This window comes from Devosia oryziradicis, from assembly GCF_016698645.1.
Taxonomy (GTDB): Bacteria; Pseudomonadota; Alphaproteobacteria; order Rhizobiales; family Devosiaceae; genus Devosia; species Devosia oryziradicis.
In genome coordinates this window covers 1,510,313-1,528,504 of record NZ_CP068047.1, presented here as the reverse complement: position 1 = coordinate 1,528,504, position 18,192 = coordinate 1,510,313, and the positions used below count along the sequence as shown (strand labels likewise).

The following is an 18,192-nucleotide window of genomic DNA, read 5'->3' as shown; positions in this document are numbered from 1 at the left end:
TGTCAGGGCGGCGCCGTGACGGTGATGGCGGCGTCATAGGTGTAGGTGCTGACGATCGTGCCCACCATGCCCGAGATCGTGGTCCGGGTCTCGGTTCGGATCGGCAGGCCGGTCTGGGCATCGACCAGCACATCACTGTGGCCCACCGCCTCGCTGGTGCGCATGTCATAGCCATAGCGCAGCACGTCGCGCCCATCCACGACACTGGCGCCCAGGCAGGTTTCGCCGCTGATGACGCCCAGGGTATCGGGGTCGGCAGCGGCGGACTTCAGTCCGGCGACTGCCGCGGCAGCCATCTCGGCGGACATTTCCTGCCACGACCCATCGGTGTTCATCCAGGCGCGCTGGCCGATGACAATGGTCTGGTGGTGCAGGTCGCCGCTGGTGCTGACCGCATGCATGGCCTTGCCCGGCACGATATCGACCCGGCTTTCGGAAACCGCCTCCGGCATGGTGACCGTGGATTCCACCCGATAGGGCCCGGAATTGATCGCGCGCTTCATGGCCAGGCGAAGCTCCTCGCCGCAGTCGGCAAGGGCCGGCGCGGTGAAGACCGGCAGGGCGAGAAGGGCGAGTAAAAGCGGCTGACGCATGGCGGGCTCCCGAGGTTGGCGCCTGATGCGCCAGCCCGGTTGAACCGCCGATGAACGCGCATGGCTGCCCGGCGGACCGCCGCGCGCATTGACATCCGCGCCGATCCGAACCAAGTGGAGGCCAACAGTTTCCGGAGCTTCCCCCATGGGTTTCAAGATGGGTATTGTCGGCCTGCCCAATGTCGGCAAGTCGACCCTCTTCAACGCGCTGACGCGCACCGCCGCGGCAGCCGCCGCCAACTTCCCGTTCTGCACGATCGAGCCCAATGTGGGCGACGTGCCTGTGCCCGATGCGCGCCTGCAGAAGCTGGCGACGATCGGCAAATCGGCCCAGATCCTGCCCGCACGTATGAGCTTCGTGGACATTGCGGGCCTCGTGAAGGGTGCCTCCAAGGGCGAAGGCCTGGGTAACCAGTTCCTCGCCAATATCCGCGAATGCGACGCCATCGCCTATGTGCTGCGCTGCTTCGAGGACGGCAACATTATTCACGTCGCCAACAAGGTCGACCCGCTCGCCGACGCCGAGGTGGTCGAGACCGAGCTGATGCTGGCCGATCTCGAAAGCCTCGAGAAGCGCCGCGCCGGCGTCGAGAAGAAGGCCAAGGGCAACGACAAGGACGCCAAGCTGACCTTGGACCTGATCGACCGCGCGCTCGTACTGCTGCGCGACGGCAAGTCTGCCCGCTTCGTGGAACGGACCGCCGAGGAAGAAAAGGCGTTCCAGGAACTCCAGCTGCTCACCAGCAAGCCCGTTCTCTATGTCTGCAATGTCGACGAGGCCTCGGCCGAAAACGGCAACGCCATGAGCAAGGCCGTCGAGGAATACGCCCACAAGAACGGCGCCGGCGTCGTCATCATCTCGGCCGAAATCGAAAGCCAGCTCGCCCAGTTGCCCGACGAGGAGCAGAGCGAATATCTCGAATCCCTGGGCCTGCACGAGCCCGGCCTCAACCGCCTGATCCGCGAGGCCTATGACCTGCTGGGGCTCCAGACCTATTTCACCGTCGGCCCCAAGGAAACCCGCGCCTGGACCATTCACAAGGGCGACAAGGCCCCCGCGGCGGCCGGCGTCATCCACTCCGATTTCGAACGCGGCTTCATCCGCGCCCAGACCATCGGCTTTGATGATTTCGTGACGCTGGGCGGCGAAGTGGCGGCAAAGGAAGCCGGCAAGGCCCGCGACGAAGGCAAGGAATACGTGGTCAAGGACGGCGACGTGATGCTGTTCAAGTTTAATACTTGAGGCCGGCGGCCAAAGGCCGCGAATTCGCGCCAGTGGCGCGAATTCAGACCTCAAGGCCCGGAGAGCTACGCTCGCAGGGCCCTGGTGACCCACATATGCGGGATATCGAGCCATCGCAGGTGTGACTCGATCCCAAGATGGATCCCGGCTCAAGGCCGGGATGACATCGTGGGCGTGGCAATCAATGCGGCCCGGCTGGCATCCCCTGCACTGTCCCGCACGGCCCGCCATCCATGTTGACCGCAATATCCTGCCGCGCGCCGGCAAAGCTCAGGGCTTCGTAGAAGTGGCTCATCTCGACCGTGCTTTCGGGCACGTAGTGGAAGATCAGCGAGCGGCGGAAGCGGTCGGTGCTGGTATTGGGCGTCGAACCGTGGATGACGCTGCCGTTGAAGAACAGCACGTCCCCCGCCCTAAGCTCCATCATCTGCGGCACCAAGCCCGGGGGTGGCGCGACATGCTCGGTGGTGAATGACAGTGTCGGATCGGACGGCTCCGGACAGGCAATGTCCAGCATGGCCGTCTGGGGCACGCACATCATGCCGCCATTGCCGGCATCGGCGTCGTCCACCGCGATCCAGGCGGCCATGCAGGTGCCGGGCTTGACCCGCAGGTAGAAATTGTCCTGATGCAGGTCCTGCCCGCGCGCGCCCGGCGGCTTGAAATAGAACATCGACTGCACCGCAAAGGGCGTCTCGCCGAACAGCTCGGCCAGGATCGGCTCGAGCCGCGGGTCGAGCATGTAGCGCATGGCCAGTTGTCCAACAGCTTTGTCGCCATGCTTGTGCGGATGCATCATTCGCGGATATCGGCTGAGCGGATCATTGCCCGCCAGAGTGCCGCGCGGCAGGTCCGACAGTCCCTGCACGGGACCATCCGCCGCCTGCGCCATGAAACGTTCTCGAATATCGGCAATCTCGTCTGCGGCGATCAGGCCGCGAATGGCCAGAAAGCCGTCGCGATCGAACTGCGCCCGTTGCGCCTGCGATAGGTGTGACTGCGTCATCTCGAACCTCCTGCTTTCTGCAGATTTATCTGTTTTGATCCCGAATGCATAAGACATGCTAACATGATCAACCGGTCTAACCGGCACGTGCCGCCATTCGACCGCAAATCGCGCAACTGGATCGGATTGCCTGCCGGTCCGCGCCTAGCCCTCGATCGTATCCTTGCGCATCTGGCTGGGGGTCATGCCATAAGCCTTGCGGAAGTGCTCGTAGAACTGGGTTTGGCTGACGAAGCCGGCCTGGAAGGCCACGTTGGCGATCGAAAGGCTGCCATCGAACAGCAACGAGCGGGCACGGATCAGCCGCATGCGGATGACGAATTTCTGCACCGAGATATGCATCACCTTGGTGAAGAGGTTGGTGGCATAGTTCGGGTGCAGACCAACGACCTTGGCAATGTCCTCGGCGCTGAGCGGATCGGTGATGTTTTCCACGATGTGCCGCACCATGCGCACTACATAGCGCACCGGCGACCCGGTGCGGGTGCGGGTACCGGTGCGTTCGAGCCAGGCCGGCAGCAGCGTGTCCCAGCCAGTGATGGCGGCCCGGCGGAACATGGTGCCGATCTCGGCGCGCACGATGTCGGTGCGCAGCGCATTGCCGCTGCGATAGTCCTGGTGCCAGCGATCGAGCGTCTCGAGCCCGATACAGTCCGGATTGAGCTGGATGACCCCGCCGCCCATCAGGGTTTCGGTGAGGCGGCCCAGCTGCGGCATTTCGAGGAAGGCGTCCATGGGCAGGTAGATATTGAGCTGGCGGCCATCGCCGGTATCCTGCAGGCCAACCGTCTGGTGCGGAATGCCGGCCCAGAAGGCCACCAGCCGTCCGGCGCCCACCGAAAGCGGCCCGCCATCGAACATGTAGTCCATGGTGCCCTGGGTCAGCCAGTTGAACTCGATATGGCCATGGCTGTGCGGACGGGGCATGATCTGCGGCGGAAACGAGCGCATGCCGAAGCGCCCGAAGGCCTTGCCGGATGAGTAGAAGCTGCGGTCGGGCCGGGGCGTCGGACGCGGCGCTTTTTCGCGCGCCGGACGCGCGATCGCCGGGCCGTTCTCGATCATACTTATCGGTCGATTCCTTAGAAACCCGAAATAAGTCTCTATCATTCCGGATTGTTTCGGGCATGGCAAGGCGTACCATTTTGGCCTGAGCACGGGATGACGCCGGAAGCAACGTCCGGCTGGGCAATCAATGCCGGCCCGCTGCCATGGGAGGTTTTATGAGAAGACACGCGTTTGCCCTTGGCGGGGCAGGACTGATGCTGGGCGTCTCGACACTCGTCGTTTTCGCCCAGAACGAATGGACCGCGCCGCCCGAACCACCGGAATTCGCCGCGCAGAGCGAGCCGATTTTCGTGAGCGTCTCGGACATCCAGGAATACAAGGCGCTGCCCGAATACCACGAGCCGGACTTCGTCAAGGCCTTCGTCGATGCCGGCAAGCTGCCGCCGGTCGCCGAGCGCCTGCCCAAGGAGCCGCTGGTGTTCAAGACCGGCAACATGCCCGACGGCGTCGGCATCTATGGCGACACCATGCGCCACGTCATCGGCGGCCGTCCGGATGGCTGGAATTATATCGGCGGCGCCCAGCAGGGCTGGGGCGGCATCGATATCGGCATGTATGAATGCCTGACCCGCACCGGTCCCCTGTTCCAGGTCAAGGCCGACGAGCTCGAACCGCTCCCCAACCTGGCCAAGAGCTGGGAATGGTCCGAGGACGGTCATGAGCTGACCATGCACCTGATCGAAGGCGCCAAGTGGTCCGACGGCGACCCCTTCGACGCCGAAGACGTGATGTTCTATTGGGAAGACAACATTCTCGACAGCAACGTGACGCCGACCGGCGGCGGTACGCCCGAAAGCTTCGGCGAGGGCACCACGCTCGAGCAGATCGACGCCTACACCGTCAAGTGGACCTTCAAGGAAGTCCGCCCGACGCAGTATCTCTACGCGATGGCCTATGGCTCGTTCTGCCCCGGCCCGTCGCACCTGCTCAAGCCCGAGCATCCCAAGTACAACGCCGACAACACCTACGAAGAGTACAAGGACGCCTTCCCGCCCGAATACCTGAACTTCCCGGTCATGGGCGCCTGGGTGCCGGTCGAATATCGTCCGGACGACGTCATCGTGCTGCGTCGCAACCCCTATTACTGGAAGGTCGACGAGGAAGGTAACCAGCTGCCCTACCTCAACGAAGTCAGCTATCGCCTCTCCACCTGGTCGGATCGCGACGTCCAGACGGTGGCCGGCACGGCCGACTTCTCCAACCTGGAACAGCCGGAAAACTTCGTGGAATCGCTCCGTCGTTCCGCCGAGGACGGCGCTCCGGCCCGCCTGCAGTTCGGTGCTCGCACCATCGGCTATTCGCTCTATCCGAACCTGAGCGGCAATGGCTGGGGTGAGCCAAACGAGCTGAGCCAGGCGATCCGCGAACTCAACCGCAACCTGGACTTCCGCAAGGCCATCACCTTTGCGATCGATCGCCAGAGCCTGGGTGAATCGCTGGTCAAGGGTCCGTTCACCACGCCCTATCCGGGCGGCCTCTACGCCGGCACGAGCTTCTACGACAAGGACTCGACCGCCTTCTATCCTTACTCGCTCGACACGGCCAAGGAATACCTGGCCAAGGCCGGCCTCGAGGATACCGACGGCAACGGCGTCGTAAACTTCCCGGCTGGTACTGCCGGCGGGCAGGACGTCCAGATCACGCTGCTCGTCAATGCCGACTACACCACCGACAAGAGCCTCGCCGAAGGCGTGCTCGCGATGATGGAAAAGCTCGGCATCCGCGTCGTGCTCAACACCGTCAGCGGCAACTCGCTGGCCGAGTTCCAGCAGGGCGGCAAGTATGACTGGGCGATGCTCCGCAACGGTTCTGACCTGGTCTCGGTCGTGCAGGGTACTGCAGGCCTGGCTCCGGTTGGTCCCCGCACCGCGTTCTCGCACCGCGCCGGCACCGACGGTTCTCTCGACCTGATGCCGTTCGAGCAGGAGATGGTCGATACCATCAACAAGTTCATCGCCAGTGCAGACAATGCCGAGCGCGCTGAGCTGATGAAGACCTACCAGCAGCTCTATACGCAGAACCTCTACGCCATCGGCCTGACCCAGTATCCGGGTGCCCTGCTGATCAACAAGCGCTTCGTCAATATCCCGGCCGGCGCCCCGATCTTCCAGTTCAACTGGGCCGAAGACAACATCATCCGCGAACGCGTCTACGTTCCGGCCGATGCACAGTCGACCAACGAACTGCACCCCAACACCCTGCCCGACGTTCCCGGCGGCGGCGGTCCGGTTTCGAACTAACACCTCCCGTCCGGCGGCGGCTCGCTGCCGCCGGACAGCCTTCTGACAATAATCGTAGAGTTCATGATGCTGCGCTTCCTTGCATTCCGAATACTGGGAGCGATCCCCATCCTCATCCTGCTCAGCATCGTCACGTTCATCATCATCCAGGCGCCGCCCGGCGACTATGGTGACTATATCCGGACCATGGCCATCAACCGCACCGGCGCCACCGCCGAGCAGGCCCAGGCTATGGCTGAAGCCTACCGCGCCGCCAACGGCCTCAACGATCCGCTGATCGTCCAATATTTCCGCTGGGTCACCGGCATCGTCACCCGGTTCGATTTCGGCCAGTCCCTGTTCTACAACAAGCCTGTCGGTGACGTGGTCGTCGAGCGCCTGCCGCGCACGATCCTCTTGGCCCTCACCTGCCACCTGCTCGCTTCCGCCATCGGCATCAGCCTGGGCATCCTTGCCGCCACCCGCCAGTACAGCTGGGTCGACACCATCCTGGGCTTCATCTCCTTCATGGGCATGACCATCCCGCGCTTCCTGCTGGCGATCATCATCCTCTACATCCTGGTGTTCCGTCTGGGCGTGAACGAAATCGGCAGCTTCAACTCGCCCTATTGGGGCGGCCAGCCCTGGGGCTGGGGGCGCTTCGTGGACTTGGTGGCCCATGTGTGGCCGGTCATCCTCGTCGCTGCCATTGGTGGCCTCGCCTACAATATGCGCGTGATGCGCGCCAACCTGCTGGACGTGCTCAATTCGCAGTATGTGGAAACCGCGCGGGCCAAGGGCCTCCCCGAGGGTGCAGTCATCATGCGCCACGCCGTGCCCAATGCGCTGCACCCCATCGTCGCCTACCAGGGCGTCGTGCTGCCCTACATGCTGACCGGCGAGATCGAAGTCGCCATCGTGTTCGGCCTGGCGACGGTCGGGCCGGCCATCGTTGGCTCGATGAGTGTGGGCGACGTCTGGGTCACCGCGACCTTTGTGATGGTGCTCGCCGTCACGCTCATCATCGGCAACATCATTTCCGACGTGCTGCTGGCCCTGCTCGACCCGCGCATTCGCCTTGGCGGGGAGAAGAACAATTGACCAATCACCCAGACGTCGGCACGCACTCGTCCATCCCCCTGCCCGCCGATCCGGCCGGTCCCATGCCGACCCCCGCCGAGGAGGCAAGGACCACGCCGGTCCAGACCCGCTGGGGCCATGGCAGCGAGGGCTATTTCACCCTGGTCTGGCGGCGCTTCCGCCGCTCCACCATGGGCATGCTGGGCCTGGCCCTTGTTGTGCTGCTGATGGTCGTCACCATCTTCGCCGATTTTTTCGCGCCGCTCGATCCCAAGGCGACCGATATCGGCTTCGCGCCACCCGATTCAGTGAGCTTCTTCCGTGGCGACGGCAGCTTCACCCCAATGCCCGTCGTGTTCCCCATTGCCGAAGGCGATGAACTCGATCCGATCACGTTCCAGCCCCTGGTCGGCCCGGACTACGACAACCCCACCGAACTGGGCTTCTTCGTCCGCGGCTACGAATACAAGCTGCTGTGGCTGATCCCGGCCAACATCCACTTCTTCGGGCCGGTCGACCCCGAGCGGACCGCCCACTTCCTGGGCACCGACAAGTTCGGTCGCGACATCCTCTCGCGCGGCTTCGTGGGCTCGCGCATCACCCTGACCATCGCGCTGGTGGTGGTGGCCATCACCACCGTTGTGGGTACGCTGGTCGGCATCGTCTCCGGCTATCTCGGCGGCCGCTTCGACGCCTGGACGCAGCGTTTCGTCGAATTCATCCTGATGTTCCCGCAACTGCCGCTCTACCTGGCGCTGACCACGCTGATCCCGGCAACCGCTCCGTCCAATGTGTTCATCGCCTTCGTCATCGGGGTGATCGCCGCCCTGGGCTGGGCGCAGCTGAGCCGCGAGGTCCGTTCCAAGACCCTGTCGCTGGCCCGCATCGACTACGTCCGCGCCGCGATCGCCGTGGGCTCGTCAGACGCCCGCATCGTCACCCGCCACATCCTGCCCAACGTGCTCAGCCACATCATCGTGGCGGTCACCCTGGCAATCCCCAGCGTGGTGCTGCTGGAGAGCTTCCTGGGCTTCCTCGGCTTTGCCGTGAAGCCGCCGCTAATCTCCTGGGGGCTGATGTTGCAGGACACCTCGTCCTACTCGGTCATCGGCTCCTATCCCTGGATCCTGTCACCCGTCATCTTCGTGCTGATCACCGTTTTCGCCTTCAACGCGCTCGGCGACGGACTGCGCGATGCCATCGATCCGTATTGAGAGACCGGCCATGACCGATAGCCAACACATGCCGGTTTCCGACACCCGCCACGACCTGGGCAGCCACGGCCGCGAACTGATCCTCGATGCCCGCCATATCGGCGTCGATTTCAAGGTCGAGGGCGGCATCGTCAACGCCGTGCGGGATGTCTCCTTCCAGTTGCACAAGGGCGAGACCATTGCCCTGGTGGGCGAATCCGGCTCGGGCAAGTCCGTGACGGCCCGCACGCTGATGAAGCTGCTGACGAAGCGGGCGACCATCCTGCCCGACACGCGGATCACGCTATCGGGTCAGGATATCGTCAAGATGAGCGACCGCGACATGCGCAAGCTGCGCGGCAACGACATCGCCATGATCTTCCAGGAGCCCATGAGCTCGCTGAACCCGGTCTATACCATCGGCCAGCAGCTCTGCGAGGTGCTGCACCTGCACAACAAGATGAGCCGGGCCGAGGCCATGACCAAGGCCGAGGAACTGCTGACCGAAGTGCAGATTCCCGAGCCCCGCGCGCGCCTCAACAACTACCCGCACCAGCTCTCGGGCGGCCAGCGCCAGCGCGTGATGATCGCCATGGCCCTGGCCAACCGGCCAGACGTGCTCATAGCCGACGAGCCGACCACCGCGCTCGACGTCACCGTGCAGGCGCAGATCCTCAACCTGATCAAGGATCTCAAGGACAAGTACGGCATGGCGGTGATCCTGATCACCCATGACCTGACCATCGTTCGCCAGTTCAGCGAATATGTCTATGTGATGCAGAACGGGCGGGTGCAGGAGCACAACGCCACCGAGGCGCTTTTCGCCAATCCGCAGCATCCCTATACGCGGCACCTGCTGGCATCCGAACCCACCGGCGTCGCGGTGCCGCTCGAAGAGGGCGCGCACGCCACCATGCTCGAAGGCAAGGACGTCAAGGTCAGCTTCACGCTCAAGCGCGGCGGCTTCTTCAAGCCCGATTACTTCGAGCTCAAGGCCGTCGACAGTCTCGACATCAAGCTCATGCGCCACGAAACGCTGGGGATCGTCGGTGAATCGGGCTCGGGCAAGACCACGTTCGGGCAAGCGCTGATCCGGCTGATCAGCAACCAGGGCGGGCAGATCTTCTTTGACGGCCAGCCCATCCACGACAAGGACCGCCAGGCCATGCGGCCGCTGCGAAGCCGCATGCAGATCGTGTTCCAGGACCCGTTTGCGAGCCTCAATCCGCGCATGTCGATCCGGCAGATCATCGAGGAGGGCCTGATCGTCAACCAAATCGGCGCCACCGGCCGCGAGCGCGTCGATCGCGTTCGCCAGGCTCTGCGCGATGCCGGCATGCCCGACACCATCCTCAACCGCTTCCCGCACGAATTTTCGGGCGGCCAGCGGCAGCGTATCGCCATCGCGCGGGCCATCGCGCTCGAGCCGGAATTCATCCTGCTCGACGAGCCCACCTCGGCGCTCGATCTGTCCGTCCAGGCCCAGATCATCGACCTGCTGCGCAAGCTGCAGGACGAAAAGGGGCTCAGCTACCTCTTCATCAGCCACGACCTCAAAGTCGTTCGCGCCCTCTGCCACCGCGTGATGGTGATGCAGCATGGCAAGATCGTCGAGCAGGGACCCGTCGCCGAAGTCCTCACCAACCCTCAAACCGACTACACGCGCCGCCTCGTCCGCGCCGCGTTCGAAATAGCCGCCTAGGAGCATACTTATATGGCCAATCCCAAAATCACTTTCATTGGCGCCGGATCGTCGGTGTTCATGAAGAACATCGTCGGCGATATCCTGCAGCGCCCCGCCCTTTCGGGCGCCACCATCCGGCTGATGGACATCAATCCGACGCGGCTGGAAGAGAGCGAGATCATCGCCAAGAAGCTGATCGCCACTCTGGGTGTATCGGCCACGGTCGAGACCTATGCCAACCAGCGCCAGGCGCTCGACGGCACCAATTTCGTCGTCGTCTGCTTCCAGATCGGCGGTTACGAGCCGTCCACGGTCATCGATTTCGACGTGCCCAAGAAGTACAACCTGCGCCAGACCATCGCCGATACGCTGGGCGTTGGCGGCATCATGCGCGGCCTGCGGACCGTGCCGCATCTGTGGAGCATCTGCGAGGACATGCTGCAGGTGGCGCCCGACGCCATCATGCTGCAATACGTCAACCCGATGGCCATCAACACCTGGGCGATCTCGGAGAAATATCCGACCATAAAGCAGGTCGGCCTCTGCCACTCGGTGCAGGGCACCGCCATGGAACTGGCGCACGATCTGGGCATCGACTACGACGACATCCGCTACAAGTCGGCCGGCATCAATCACATGGCCTTCTATCTCAAGTTCGAGCAGCGCCTGCCGGATGGCTCGTATAAGGATCTCTATCCCGAGCTCTTCAAGGCCTATGCCGAGGGCCGCGCGCCCAAACCGACCTGGAATCCGCGCTGCCCCAACAAGGTGCGCTACGAGATGATGACGCGCCTGGGCTATTTCGTCACCGAAAGCTCCGAGCACTTCGCCGAATACACCCCCTACTTCATCAAGGAAGGGCGCGAGGACATCATCGAGAAGTTCGGCATTCCGCTGGATGAATATCCGAAGCGCTGCGTCGAGCAGATCGCCAACTGGAAGAAGACCTCGGAAGACTACAAGAAGGCCGACCGCATCGAGGTCAAGCAGTCCAAGGAATATGCGTCCTCGATCGTCAACTCGGTATGGACCGGAGAGCCCTCGGTGATCTACGGCAATCTGCGCAACAATGGCGTCATCACCAACCTGCCCTACAATGCAGCGGTGGAAGTCCCGGTTCTCGTCGATGATAGCGGCCTGCAGCCGACCTTTATCGGCGACCTGCCGCCGCAGCTGACCGCACTGATCCGCACCAACATCAACGTGCAGGAACTGACCGTCGCCGCGCTGATGACGGAAAATCGCGAGCACATCTATCATGCCGCGATGATGGACCCGCACACCGCTGCCGAACTGGATCTCGAGCAGATCTGGAACCTCGTCGACGACCTCACCGAAGCCCATGGCAGCATGCTGCCCGAATGGGCCCGTGGTTCCCGGAAGCAACGCGTGGCGTAACTCGCGGCGCAAAGTCCTCCCCTGCTTCCAAGGACGGCCCCGATGCGTGAAGCGTCGGGGCCGTTTGGGCTTTGTTGCGTCGTGCTGCCCCACTTCCGCAGCCTGCAGCATCCCTGTACCGTAGGCGTCGCCCCACCCACCGGCCGTCACCCTCGATCGAGTGCGTGGTGCGACCGATGCTAGCCCACCACCATCCCCGGCACGGTCTGCACCGCCAGCAGCGTTGCGAACACGGCCAGCGCCACGGCAGTAATCCGCTCGACGCGCGGCCCGGTGAAAAGGCCCGCCGACGACCTCGCCGCGACTGCGCCCAAGATCATCCAACCGATAGCGGTCGCCACCACCATTCCGACGAAAAGACCGAGATAGGGCAGTCGCGCCACAAAACCGACCTGCGGAAAGATGGCGAAGGCGAAGACCAGCGCCTTGGGGTTGATCATGGTCGTGGCAAACACCCGGCCGAGCGTGATGCCGCGCCGCTCGAGGTCAGCATGGCCGGCATTGACCCAAAGCTTCCAGGCCGACCACGTCAGGAAGGCGGCAGCGATGAACTTGGCAATGACCGGAACCAGTGGCTGCGCTGCGGCCGCTCTGCCCACAAGCTCGATCCACACGGTGATCGCAATCGCATAGCCGCCCAGCTCTCCGGCCAGAAGCGGCAGCGAGCGGGCCAGCCCACGCTGCGCACCGGCCGCGGCCATGAGCGTGTTCGTCGGGCCCGGCGTGGCCAGCAATGCCAGAACGGCCAGAATGAACGGTACCAGATCAGTCATGGTCTGCGACTAACGCGCCGCGAGCTCGGCGTCGAGGCCCTGAAGCATTCGGGCGCCCCGAAGGGCGCCCGGACCACAGAACGATCAGGCGTGAGCGGCAGCGCCGGTGAGCTTGCGCAGTTCCTCGACCGGGCGGACGCGCTTGCGGGCGGCGCCTTCCCAGTCTCGGGTCTTGACGGTGGACTTGGCCATCCGCTCCCTGGCAGCCGGCACGGCGTCGGCGAACTGGGGCAGCCACTGGGCCTGCGCCACCACCATCTCGTCGACCATCGCCCACACCTCGTCCGGCGTGCAGATGGCGCCAACCAGCGGATCGTGCAGCACGGCCAGCTTGAGCGTATCGATATTGCCGGTCATCGCCGCTTCGACCGAGAGGCGCTGCACCGAGACCGAAACCGAGCAGGTCGCGGCGCAAGCGGTCGGCAGGGTGACGCCTTCGATCATGTTGATGCCGAAGCGATCGACATAGCCGGGGCTCTCGATGATCGCATCATCGGGCAGGTTGGTGATGATGCCGTTGTTGCGGCGGTTGAAGTGACCGCGATAAACGCGACCGGTTTCCATCGCCTCGATAATGTAGCTGGCATGCTCGCTGGTGCGCTTGTACTCGCTCAGCGGCCTGGCGGCCTCTTCCTTGAACACGGGGAAGTCCGTCTCGAACCAGTTGCGGCGCTCGGTGGAGTAGCGCAGGTAGCCGCCGGTTTCGCCGTGGATCCAGTGGCTCATGTCGATCCAGCGGTTGATCTCGTCGGGGCGCTTGCGATACCAGGGGAGGTATTCGGAAAGGTGGCCATTGCTCTCGGTGGAGTAGACGCCGAAGCGCTTGAGCACGTCGATGCGCACCTTTTCGGTCTTGGAATAAACCGGGTGAGCCTCGAAGCCGGCGATCAGCTCCTCCTTCTCGATCTTCCGCCCCTTGGCACGAATGTCGATATACCAGGTCTGGTGGTTGATGCCCGAGCAGACATAGTCGAGCTCGTCATCGGTCACGCCGAGCACTTCGGCGATCTGATGCGCACCGTGCTGCACGCCATGGCAGAGGCCAACCACGTTGACGCCGCCATACATCTCGGCCGCCCAGGTGTTCATCGCCATGGGGTTGGCATAGTTGAGGAACAGGGCGCCAGGCTCGGCGACCTCGCGGATATCCTTGCAGAAGTCGAGGATGACCGGGATGTTGCGCTGGCCATAGAGAATGCCGCCGGCGCAGATCGTGTCGCCGACGCACTGGTCGACGCCATATTTGAGCGGAATGGAAATGTCGGTCGAGAAGGCCTCGAGGCCGCCGACGCGAACGCAGCTCATGATGTAGCGCGCGCCCGTGATGGCGGCGCGGCGGTCAGTGGTCGCGGTGACCTTGGCCGGCAGCTTGTTGACCGAAACGATGGTCTCGATCACCTGCTTCACCATGTCCAGGTTGTGCGGGTTGATATCGGTCAGCGCGAATTCGCAACCGACGAATTCCGGCACCTTGAGCAGGTCGGAAATAAGGGTCTTGGTGAAGCCGATCGAGCCTGCACCGATAACCGTGACTTTGAACGACATGGGTATCCTCCAACCGGCACTCGCCGCCGGCATGCCTGCGCCATGCCTGGCTTTCGCTGCCAGCGCGCTTGGTTATTGCCTAGCCTTTTGTCGCCCGAGGGTGCTAGAGAAAGGTTGTGCGATATAGGGTAATTTTATGCTCACCCAGCTCGTCGACCACGGCCACAATGTTCGCCGGCTCGCGCTGCCCCGCAGCGCCGCGCCGCTCCATTGCATGGCCATCAGCGCCGGATATGAGCAACGCCGGAACGAGGTCTATTCCTGGGATGGGCTGCAGCGCGGCACGGCCCCTTTTCTTGTCATCCAGCACACCCTGGTCGGCGAGGGCCGGCTCGACTTCGCTGGGACGCAGTTTCGCCTGACGCCGGGCCAGACCATGGTGCTGAGCCTGCCTCATGCGCATCGCTACTGGCTGGAGCGGGGCGGGCACTGGGAATATTTCTGGATGGTCCTCAACGGCCGCGAGGCTTTGCGGCTGGCGCGCGAGATCATCGATGCTGCCGGGCCCGTGGTCACCCTTCCCGCTCCGATCATCGACCGCATGGCCGGCGCCTGCCATACGCTCATCCAGCGGCCCGACATCACGCCAGGCGAAGCCTCGACCGCCGCCTATGCGGCCATGGCTGCCCTGCATGATGGCGTGTTCAGCGCGGCCGCCCTTCCCGAGCGCACCCTGCCACCCGCCATTACCCGGGTCATGGCCCATGTGGAGGCCAATCTGGGCGGACCGCTGCAGGTGGAGCGCCTGGCCGGGATCGCCGAGATGAGCCGCGGCCACTTCGTCCGCCAGTTCGCCGCCACTACGGGCATTCCGCCGTCCGACTTCGTGCTCGCGCGGCGTATCGAGCGCATCGAGCGCCTGCTGCTGGCAACCGACATGAGCGTGGTGGCGATCGCCCGGGCGACCGGCTTTGCCGACGCAAATTACCTGGCCAAGGCCTTCCGTCGTAAACGCGGCGTAGCGCCACTGGAATTTCGCGAGCGCGGCAGGTTGGCCGCGGGGACTTAGGCAAGGTGATGTCGGCTTCGTCGTCGACCCACCGTGCGTCACCCTCGGGCTTGACCCGAGGGCCGTATACTTGCCGTGGGCTCCGTAAGTGAAGAGCCCTCGGGTCAAGCCCGAGGGTGACGACCGCGTCTGGGGCGCGCTCACTGTGCTTCCAGGCGACAGCCAAATCCGGGTTGCCATACCCCGGCAAAAGGCGCAGAAACGGCGCCGTTGACGTATAGGGCAAGCGAATGACCAATCCTGTCACAGCCGGACGGCGCCATTTCGAGGATTTGCGCGTCGGCGAAGTCATCGACCTGGGGCATACCACAGTGAGCAAGGAGATGATCATCACCTTTGCCCGGGAATTCGATCCCTTTCCCTTTCACCTCGATGAAGCGGCGGCCAAGGCGAGCCTCTTGGGTGGCCTCGCGTCGAGCGGCTGGCAGACCGGGGCGCTGAGCCTGCGCATGCTCGTGGACAGCTTCCTCAACACCGTCGCCTCGGCTGGCGGGCTCGGCTTCACCGACCTCAAATGGAAGAACCCGGTCATGGTCGGCGACACGATTGGCGGCACGGTGACCATTGCCGAGCTGCGCCGCTCGGGCAGCCACCCGCAATGGGGCATCGTGACCCTCGATTTCGACGTGCGAAACCAGCGGAAGCAGCCGGTCCTGACCATGCGGCTGGCAAACCTGGTCGAGGCGAGCGAGCCCGGAGTTGCCGCATGACCCGCTGGTTCGAGGATATCATCGTCGACGAAGTGTTTCCGCTGGGCAGCCACACCTTCGGCGCCGAGGAAATCATTCGCTTCGCCACGCTCTACGACCCGCAATACTTCCATCTCGACGCCGAGGCGGCAAAGCACAGCCATTTCGGCGGCCTGGTTGCCAGCGGCTGGCATACGGTGAGCGTGGGCCATCGCAAGATGGTCGATGCGCTGTTTGCCGAAGAAGAGCGGCTGCGCGGCCTCGGGCAGGAGCCCGGCCTGTCGGGCCCATCGCCCGGCGTCAATTCGATGGAGTTCAAGGTGCCGGTCCGCCCGGGGGACACGGTGACCTATGAATTGACGGTCACCGGCAAGCGCGCTTCGAACTCCATTCCCGGCTGGGGCTTGCTGTTCAACAAGCTCACTGCGGTCAACCAGCGCGGCGAACTGGTTTATCGCGCCGACCTGGTCGGCTTCTCCAAGCTGCGCGACTACCGCATGCCGCTCAGGCTCCGACTGTTGCTCGCGCTCACCAAAGTGCCGCTCATCGGGCCCTTGCTCAAGCGCGGCTCTTGAAAGCAGGAGGGCGCCCCGGCACTCTCTGTTCCATGCGCCGAATCGCCCTCATTGCCGCCCTTACCGCCCTGTCAGCCGCGCCTGCCTTTGCCCAGAATTTCACGGGCAACTGGGCCTGCCGCGACGCCACCACCTCCAAGGCCGGCATCCTCACCATCTATGGCGAAGTCTATGGCTTCGCCTCGACCGTGGTGGGCGATCCCAGCTCCGGCACCGGCACCATCACCGGTTACCAGGACGGCGTCAGCTTCAATGACGGCAACCTGCGCGCCAACAAGGCGATCCAGGCCGGCCGGCTGATACCCGACTCCACCTATGGCAACGCCATGCAGCTGGAGACGGCCGAGGCCATCGTGATGCTGTGTACGCCGCGGTAGGGCGGCGAGACACAGAGGCTCCCAAACCACAGATCGTCACCCTCGGGCTTGACCCGAGGGGTCTTCATTTGCTGCGCCCTCAGTAAGTACAGAGCCCTCGGGTCAGGCCCGAGGGTGACGATCGAGTTGGTGGAAACGTGTGTGGTAAGCACGCCCAAGCGACATTCCGCCGCTCCCCGCTTGAACTTTTTCGCCGATGCTGCATTTTGTCTGTGCGGCGCCGGGCCCCTCTGGCGAGGATGACTTATGTCCTCGTGATGTCGGAGCTGCTCCAACTTCATGGAGAAAGGTCCGGCGATGGAATCGCTTCTTGGCGCCCTTATGGGCGAATTTCTCGGTACCCCTGTTTATTTTTGGGTCGCGTTCGTCGCGATCGTCATTGCTCTTCTGGTCTTCGACCTCGGCATCCTGCACAAGGATGAGCACGAGATCGGCGCCAAGGAGAGCCTTACGCTCTATGGCTTCTATGTCGCCATCGCCATGGCCTTCGGCGCCTGGGTCTGGTGGCAGCGCGGCAGCGAGGCCGGGCTCGAATTCTATACCGGCTACCTGATCGAACAGTCCCTGGCGATGGACAACATGTTCGTCATCGCCACCATCTTCGGCTTCCTCGGCATTCCCCGGCTCTACCAGCATCGCGTGCTGTTCTGGGGCATCCTGGGCGTGATCGCCTTCCGCGCGATCCTGATCGGCCTTGGCGCGGCGCTGGTCTACCAGTTCAGCTGGATCCTGTTCGGCTTCGGCGCTTTCCTGGTCTTTACCGGCTTCCGCATGTTCAAGCACCAGGACGAAGAACCCGATATCGAGCACAACCCGGTCTATAGTTTGCTGACCAAACGCTTCCGCGTGACCAAGGAGCTCGATGGCCGCAACTTCACGGTCAAGCGCCCCGACCCCAAGACCGGCAAGCTCGTCACCTGGCTGACGCCGCTGGCGGTGGCGCTGATCATGGTCGAGACGGTCGACCTGATCTTTGCCGTGGACTCGGTGCCGGCGGTCTTCGCGGTGACGCAGGACACGTTCATTGTCTATACGTCCAACATCTTCGCCATCCTGGGCCTGCGCGCGCTTTACTTCGCCCTGGCTGCCGCGATGAACCGCTTCCGTTATCTCCAGACGTCGCTGGCGATCATCCTGGTGCTGGTCGGCATCAAGATTTTCCTCGTGCCCATGGGCATCAAGATCGATACGCTCCTGAGCCTACTGGTTACGCTGGCGATACTGGCCGGCGGCGTGGTCTTCTCGCTGTGGAAGACGCGCAACGAACCCGATGTCGGCGCCGAAACCGTGCCGGAAAGCGGCCAGCTCAAGCCCTGACGCGGCAAATTGCGGGCCGGCGGTTGACGCCGGCCCGCGCCTTTTTGTATCTTCCGCCTCGTTTCCAAGATGAGGTCCTCGCACAAATGAACTGAGAACTTGCCCCGGACGCCCGTCATTTCGCCGTTCCGCGCCTGCGCGTGACCGGAGAACCACGGATGCCGTTCAGAGCGAGACACGGTTCATGTGCATGCCTGCCCTAGCGGCAAGCCGGCTCATCCCCTCCCCTTAGCGACATTCCGGGCGTCCGACCAAAACCACGCTTCACCGCGCGGCGCCTTGCGCTGCGCCTGTTTCAAAGCCCCGCCGCTGCGTTGAAAGCGTCGGACGGGGACAGCGAAAGCTTTTGCTCATGCCCAAGAACCAGTTCCAGCGTCCGCAAGCTGTTGCCCGCAACCACAACGTGCCGCGCCATGGCGCCCC

Annotated in this window: 16 protein-coding genes; 11 read left to right on the top strand and 5 right to left on the bottom strand. The window is 63.6% G+C overall.

What is annotated here, in order from left to right; translation table 11 throughout:
• Window positions 1-2: 2 nt before the first annotated feature.
• The gene (locus JI749_RS07655; protein WP_201661776.1) at window positions 3-593 is read right to left on the bottom strand and encodes a hypothetical protein; all 591 of its coding nucleotides are present in this window, start codon (window positions 591-593) and stop codon (window positions 3-5) included.
• A gap of 145 nt (window positions 594-738) precedes the next feature.
• Here JI749_RS07655 and ychF point away from each other — a divergent pair, with 145 nt between their 5' ends.
• Complete coding sequence (gene ychF / locus JI749_RS07650) at window positions 739-1,836, top strand: redox-regulated ATPase YchF (protein WP_201661773.1); 1,098 nt, start codon at window positions 739-741, stop codon at window positions 1,834-1,836.
• Window positions 1,837-2,017: 181 nt separating this feature from the next.
• Here ychF and JI749_RS07645 read toward each other — a convergent pair whose 3' ends face one another.
• Together JI749_RS07645 and JI749_RS07640 are read right to left on the bottom strand one after the other, a co-directional pair.
• The gene (locus JI749_RS07645; protein WP_201661770.1) at window positions 2,018-2,842 is read right to left on the bottom strand and encodes a phytanoyl-CoA dioxygenase family protein; all 825 of its coding nucleotides are present in this window, start codon (window positions 2,840-2,842) and stop codon (window positions 2,018-2,020) included.
• A 144-nt stretch (window positions 2,843-2,986) separates the two neighbouring features.
• A complete protein-coding gene (locus JI749_RS07640; protein WP_201661767.1) occupies window positions 2,987-3,907 on the bottom strand; it encodes a helix-turn-helix domain-containing protein in 921 nt (306 codons plus the stop codon).
• Between the two features lie 158 nt (window positions 3,908-4,065).
• Between JI749_RS07640 and JI749_RS07635 the strand changes: the two genes are divergently transcribed.
• The 5 genes from JI749_RS07635 (at window position 4,066) to melA (JI749_RS07615) (ending at window position 11,484) form a co-directional block, all read left to right on the top strand.
• Entirely contained in the window at window positions 4,066-6,150 is a 2,085-nt protein-coding gene (locus JI749_RS07635; RefSeq protein ID WP_201661764.1) for an ABC transporter substrate-binding protein, read from the top strand.
• A gap of 66 nt (window positions 6,151-6,216) precedes the next feature.
• Window positions 6,217-7,230: an ABC transporter permease gene (locus JI749_RS07630; protein ID WP_201661760.1), complete on the top strand. Its 1,014-nt coding sequence runs from the start codon at window positions 6,217-6,219 to the stop codon at window positions 7,228-7,230.
• A gap of 62 nt (window positions 7,231-7,292) precedes the next feature.
• Window positions 7,293-8,423 (top strand): ABC transporter permease, encoded by a 1,131-nt coding sequence (locus JI749_RS07625; RefSeq protein WP_201662659.1) that lies wholly within the window; start codon window positions 7,293-7,295, stop codon window positions 8,421-8,423.
• 10 nt (window positions 8,424-8,433) lie between these two features.
• A complete protein-coding gene (locus tag JI749_RS07620; protein ID WP_201661757.1) occupies window positions 8,434-10,104 on the top strand; it encodes an ABC transporter ATP-binding protein in 1,671 nt (556 codons plus the stop codon).
• Window positions 10,105-10,116: 12 nt separating this feature from the next.
• Window positions 10,117-11,484: an alpha-glucosidase/alpha-galactosidase gene (gene melA / locus JI749_RS07615; RefSeq protein WP_201661754.1), complete on the top strand. Its 1,368-nt coding sequence runs from the start codon at window positions 10,117-10,119 to the stop codon at window positions 11,482-11,484.
• Window positions 11,485-11,663: 179 nt separating this feature from the next.
• On the opposite strand, the gene JI749_RS07610 is transcribed toward melA (JI749_RS07615), so the two are convergent.
• Both JI749_RS07610 and melA (JI749_RS07605) read right to left on the bottom strand, forming a co-directional pair.
• On the bottom strand, window positions 11,664-12,257 hold the full coding sequence (locus tag JI749_RS07610; RefSeq protein WP_201661751.1) for a LysE family translocator: 594 nt from the start codon (window positions 12,255-12,257) through the stop codon (window positions 11,664-11,666).
• Window positions 12,258-12,341: 84 nt separating this feature from the next.
• Window positions 12,342-13,802, bottom strand: coding sequence for an alpha-glucosidase/alpha-galactosidase (gene melA, locus JI749_RS07605; protein ID WP_201661748.1), 1,461 nt, complete (start codon window positions 13,800-13,802; stop codon window positions 12,342-12,344).
• A 136-nt stretch (window positions 13,803-13,938) separates the two neighbouring features.
• Here melA (JI749_RS07605) and JI749_RS07600 point away from each other — a divergent pair, with 136 nt between their 5' ends.
• From JI749_RS07600 to JI749_RS07580, 5 genes are all read left to right on the top strand, one after another.
• Window positions 13,939-14,811, top strand: a complete 873-nt coding sequence (locus JI749_RS07600; protein WP_201661745.1) for an AraC family transcriptional regulator — start codon at window positions 13,939-13,941, stop codon at window positions 14,809-14,811.
• A 230-nt stretch (window positions 14,812-15,041) separates the two neighbouring features.
• Window positions 15,042-15,521: a MaoC family dehydratase gene (locus tag JI749_RS07595; RefSeq protein WP_201661741.1), complete on the top strand. Its 480-nt coding sequence runs from the start codon at window positions 15,042-15,044 to the stop codon at window positions 15,519-15,521.
• Window positions 15,518-16,075, top strand: a complete 558-nt coding sequence (locus JI749_RS07590; protein WP_201661738.1) for a MaoC family dehydratase — start codon at window positions 15,518-15,520, stop codon at window positions 16,073-16,075. The genes JI749_RS07595 and JI749_RS07590 overlap by 4 nt, the downstream gene beginning before the upstream one ends.
• Window positions 16,076-16,107: 32 nt before the next feature.
• Entirely contained in the window at window positions 16,108-16,452 is a 345-nt protein-coding gene (locus JI749_RS07585; RefSeq protein WP_201661736.1) for a DUF2147 domain-containing protein, read from the top strand.
• 297 nt (window positions 16,453-16,749) lie between these two features.
• Window positions 16,750-17,769 carry a TerC family protein gene (locus tag JI749_RS07580; protein WP_201661734.1) on the top strand — a complete coding sequence of 340 codons (1,020 nt, stop codon included), beginning with the start codon at window positions 16,750-16,752 and terminating at the stop codon, window positions 17,767-17,769.
• The last annotated feature ends 423 nt before the right edge of the window (window positions 17,770-18,192 follow it).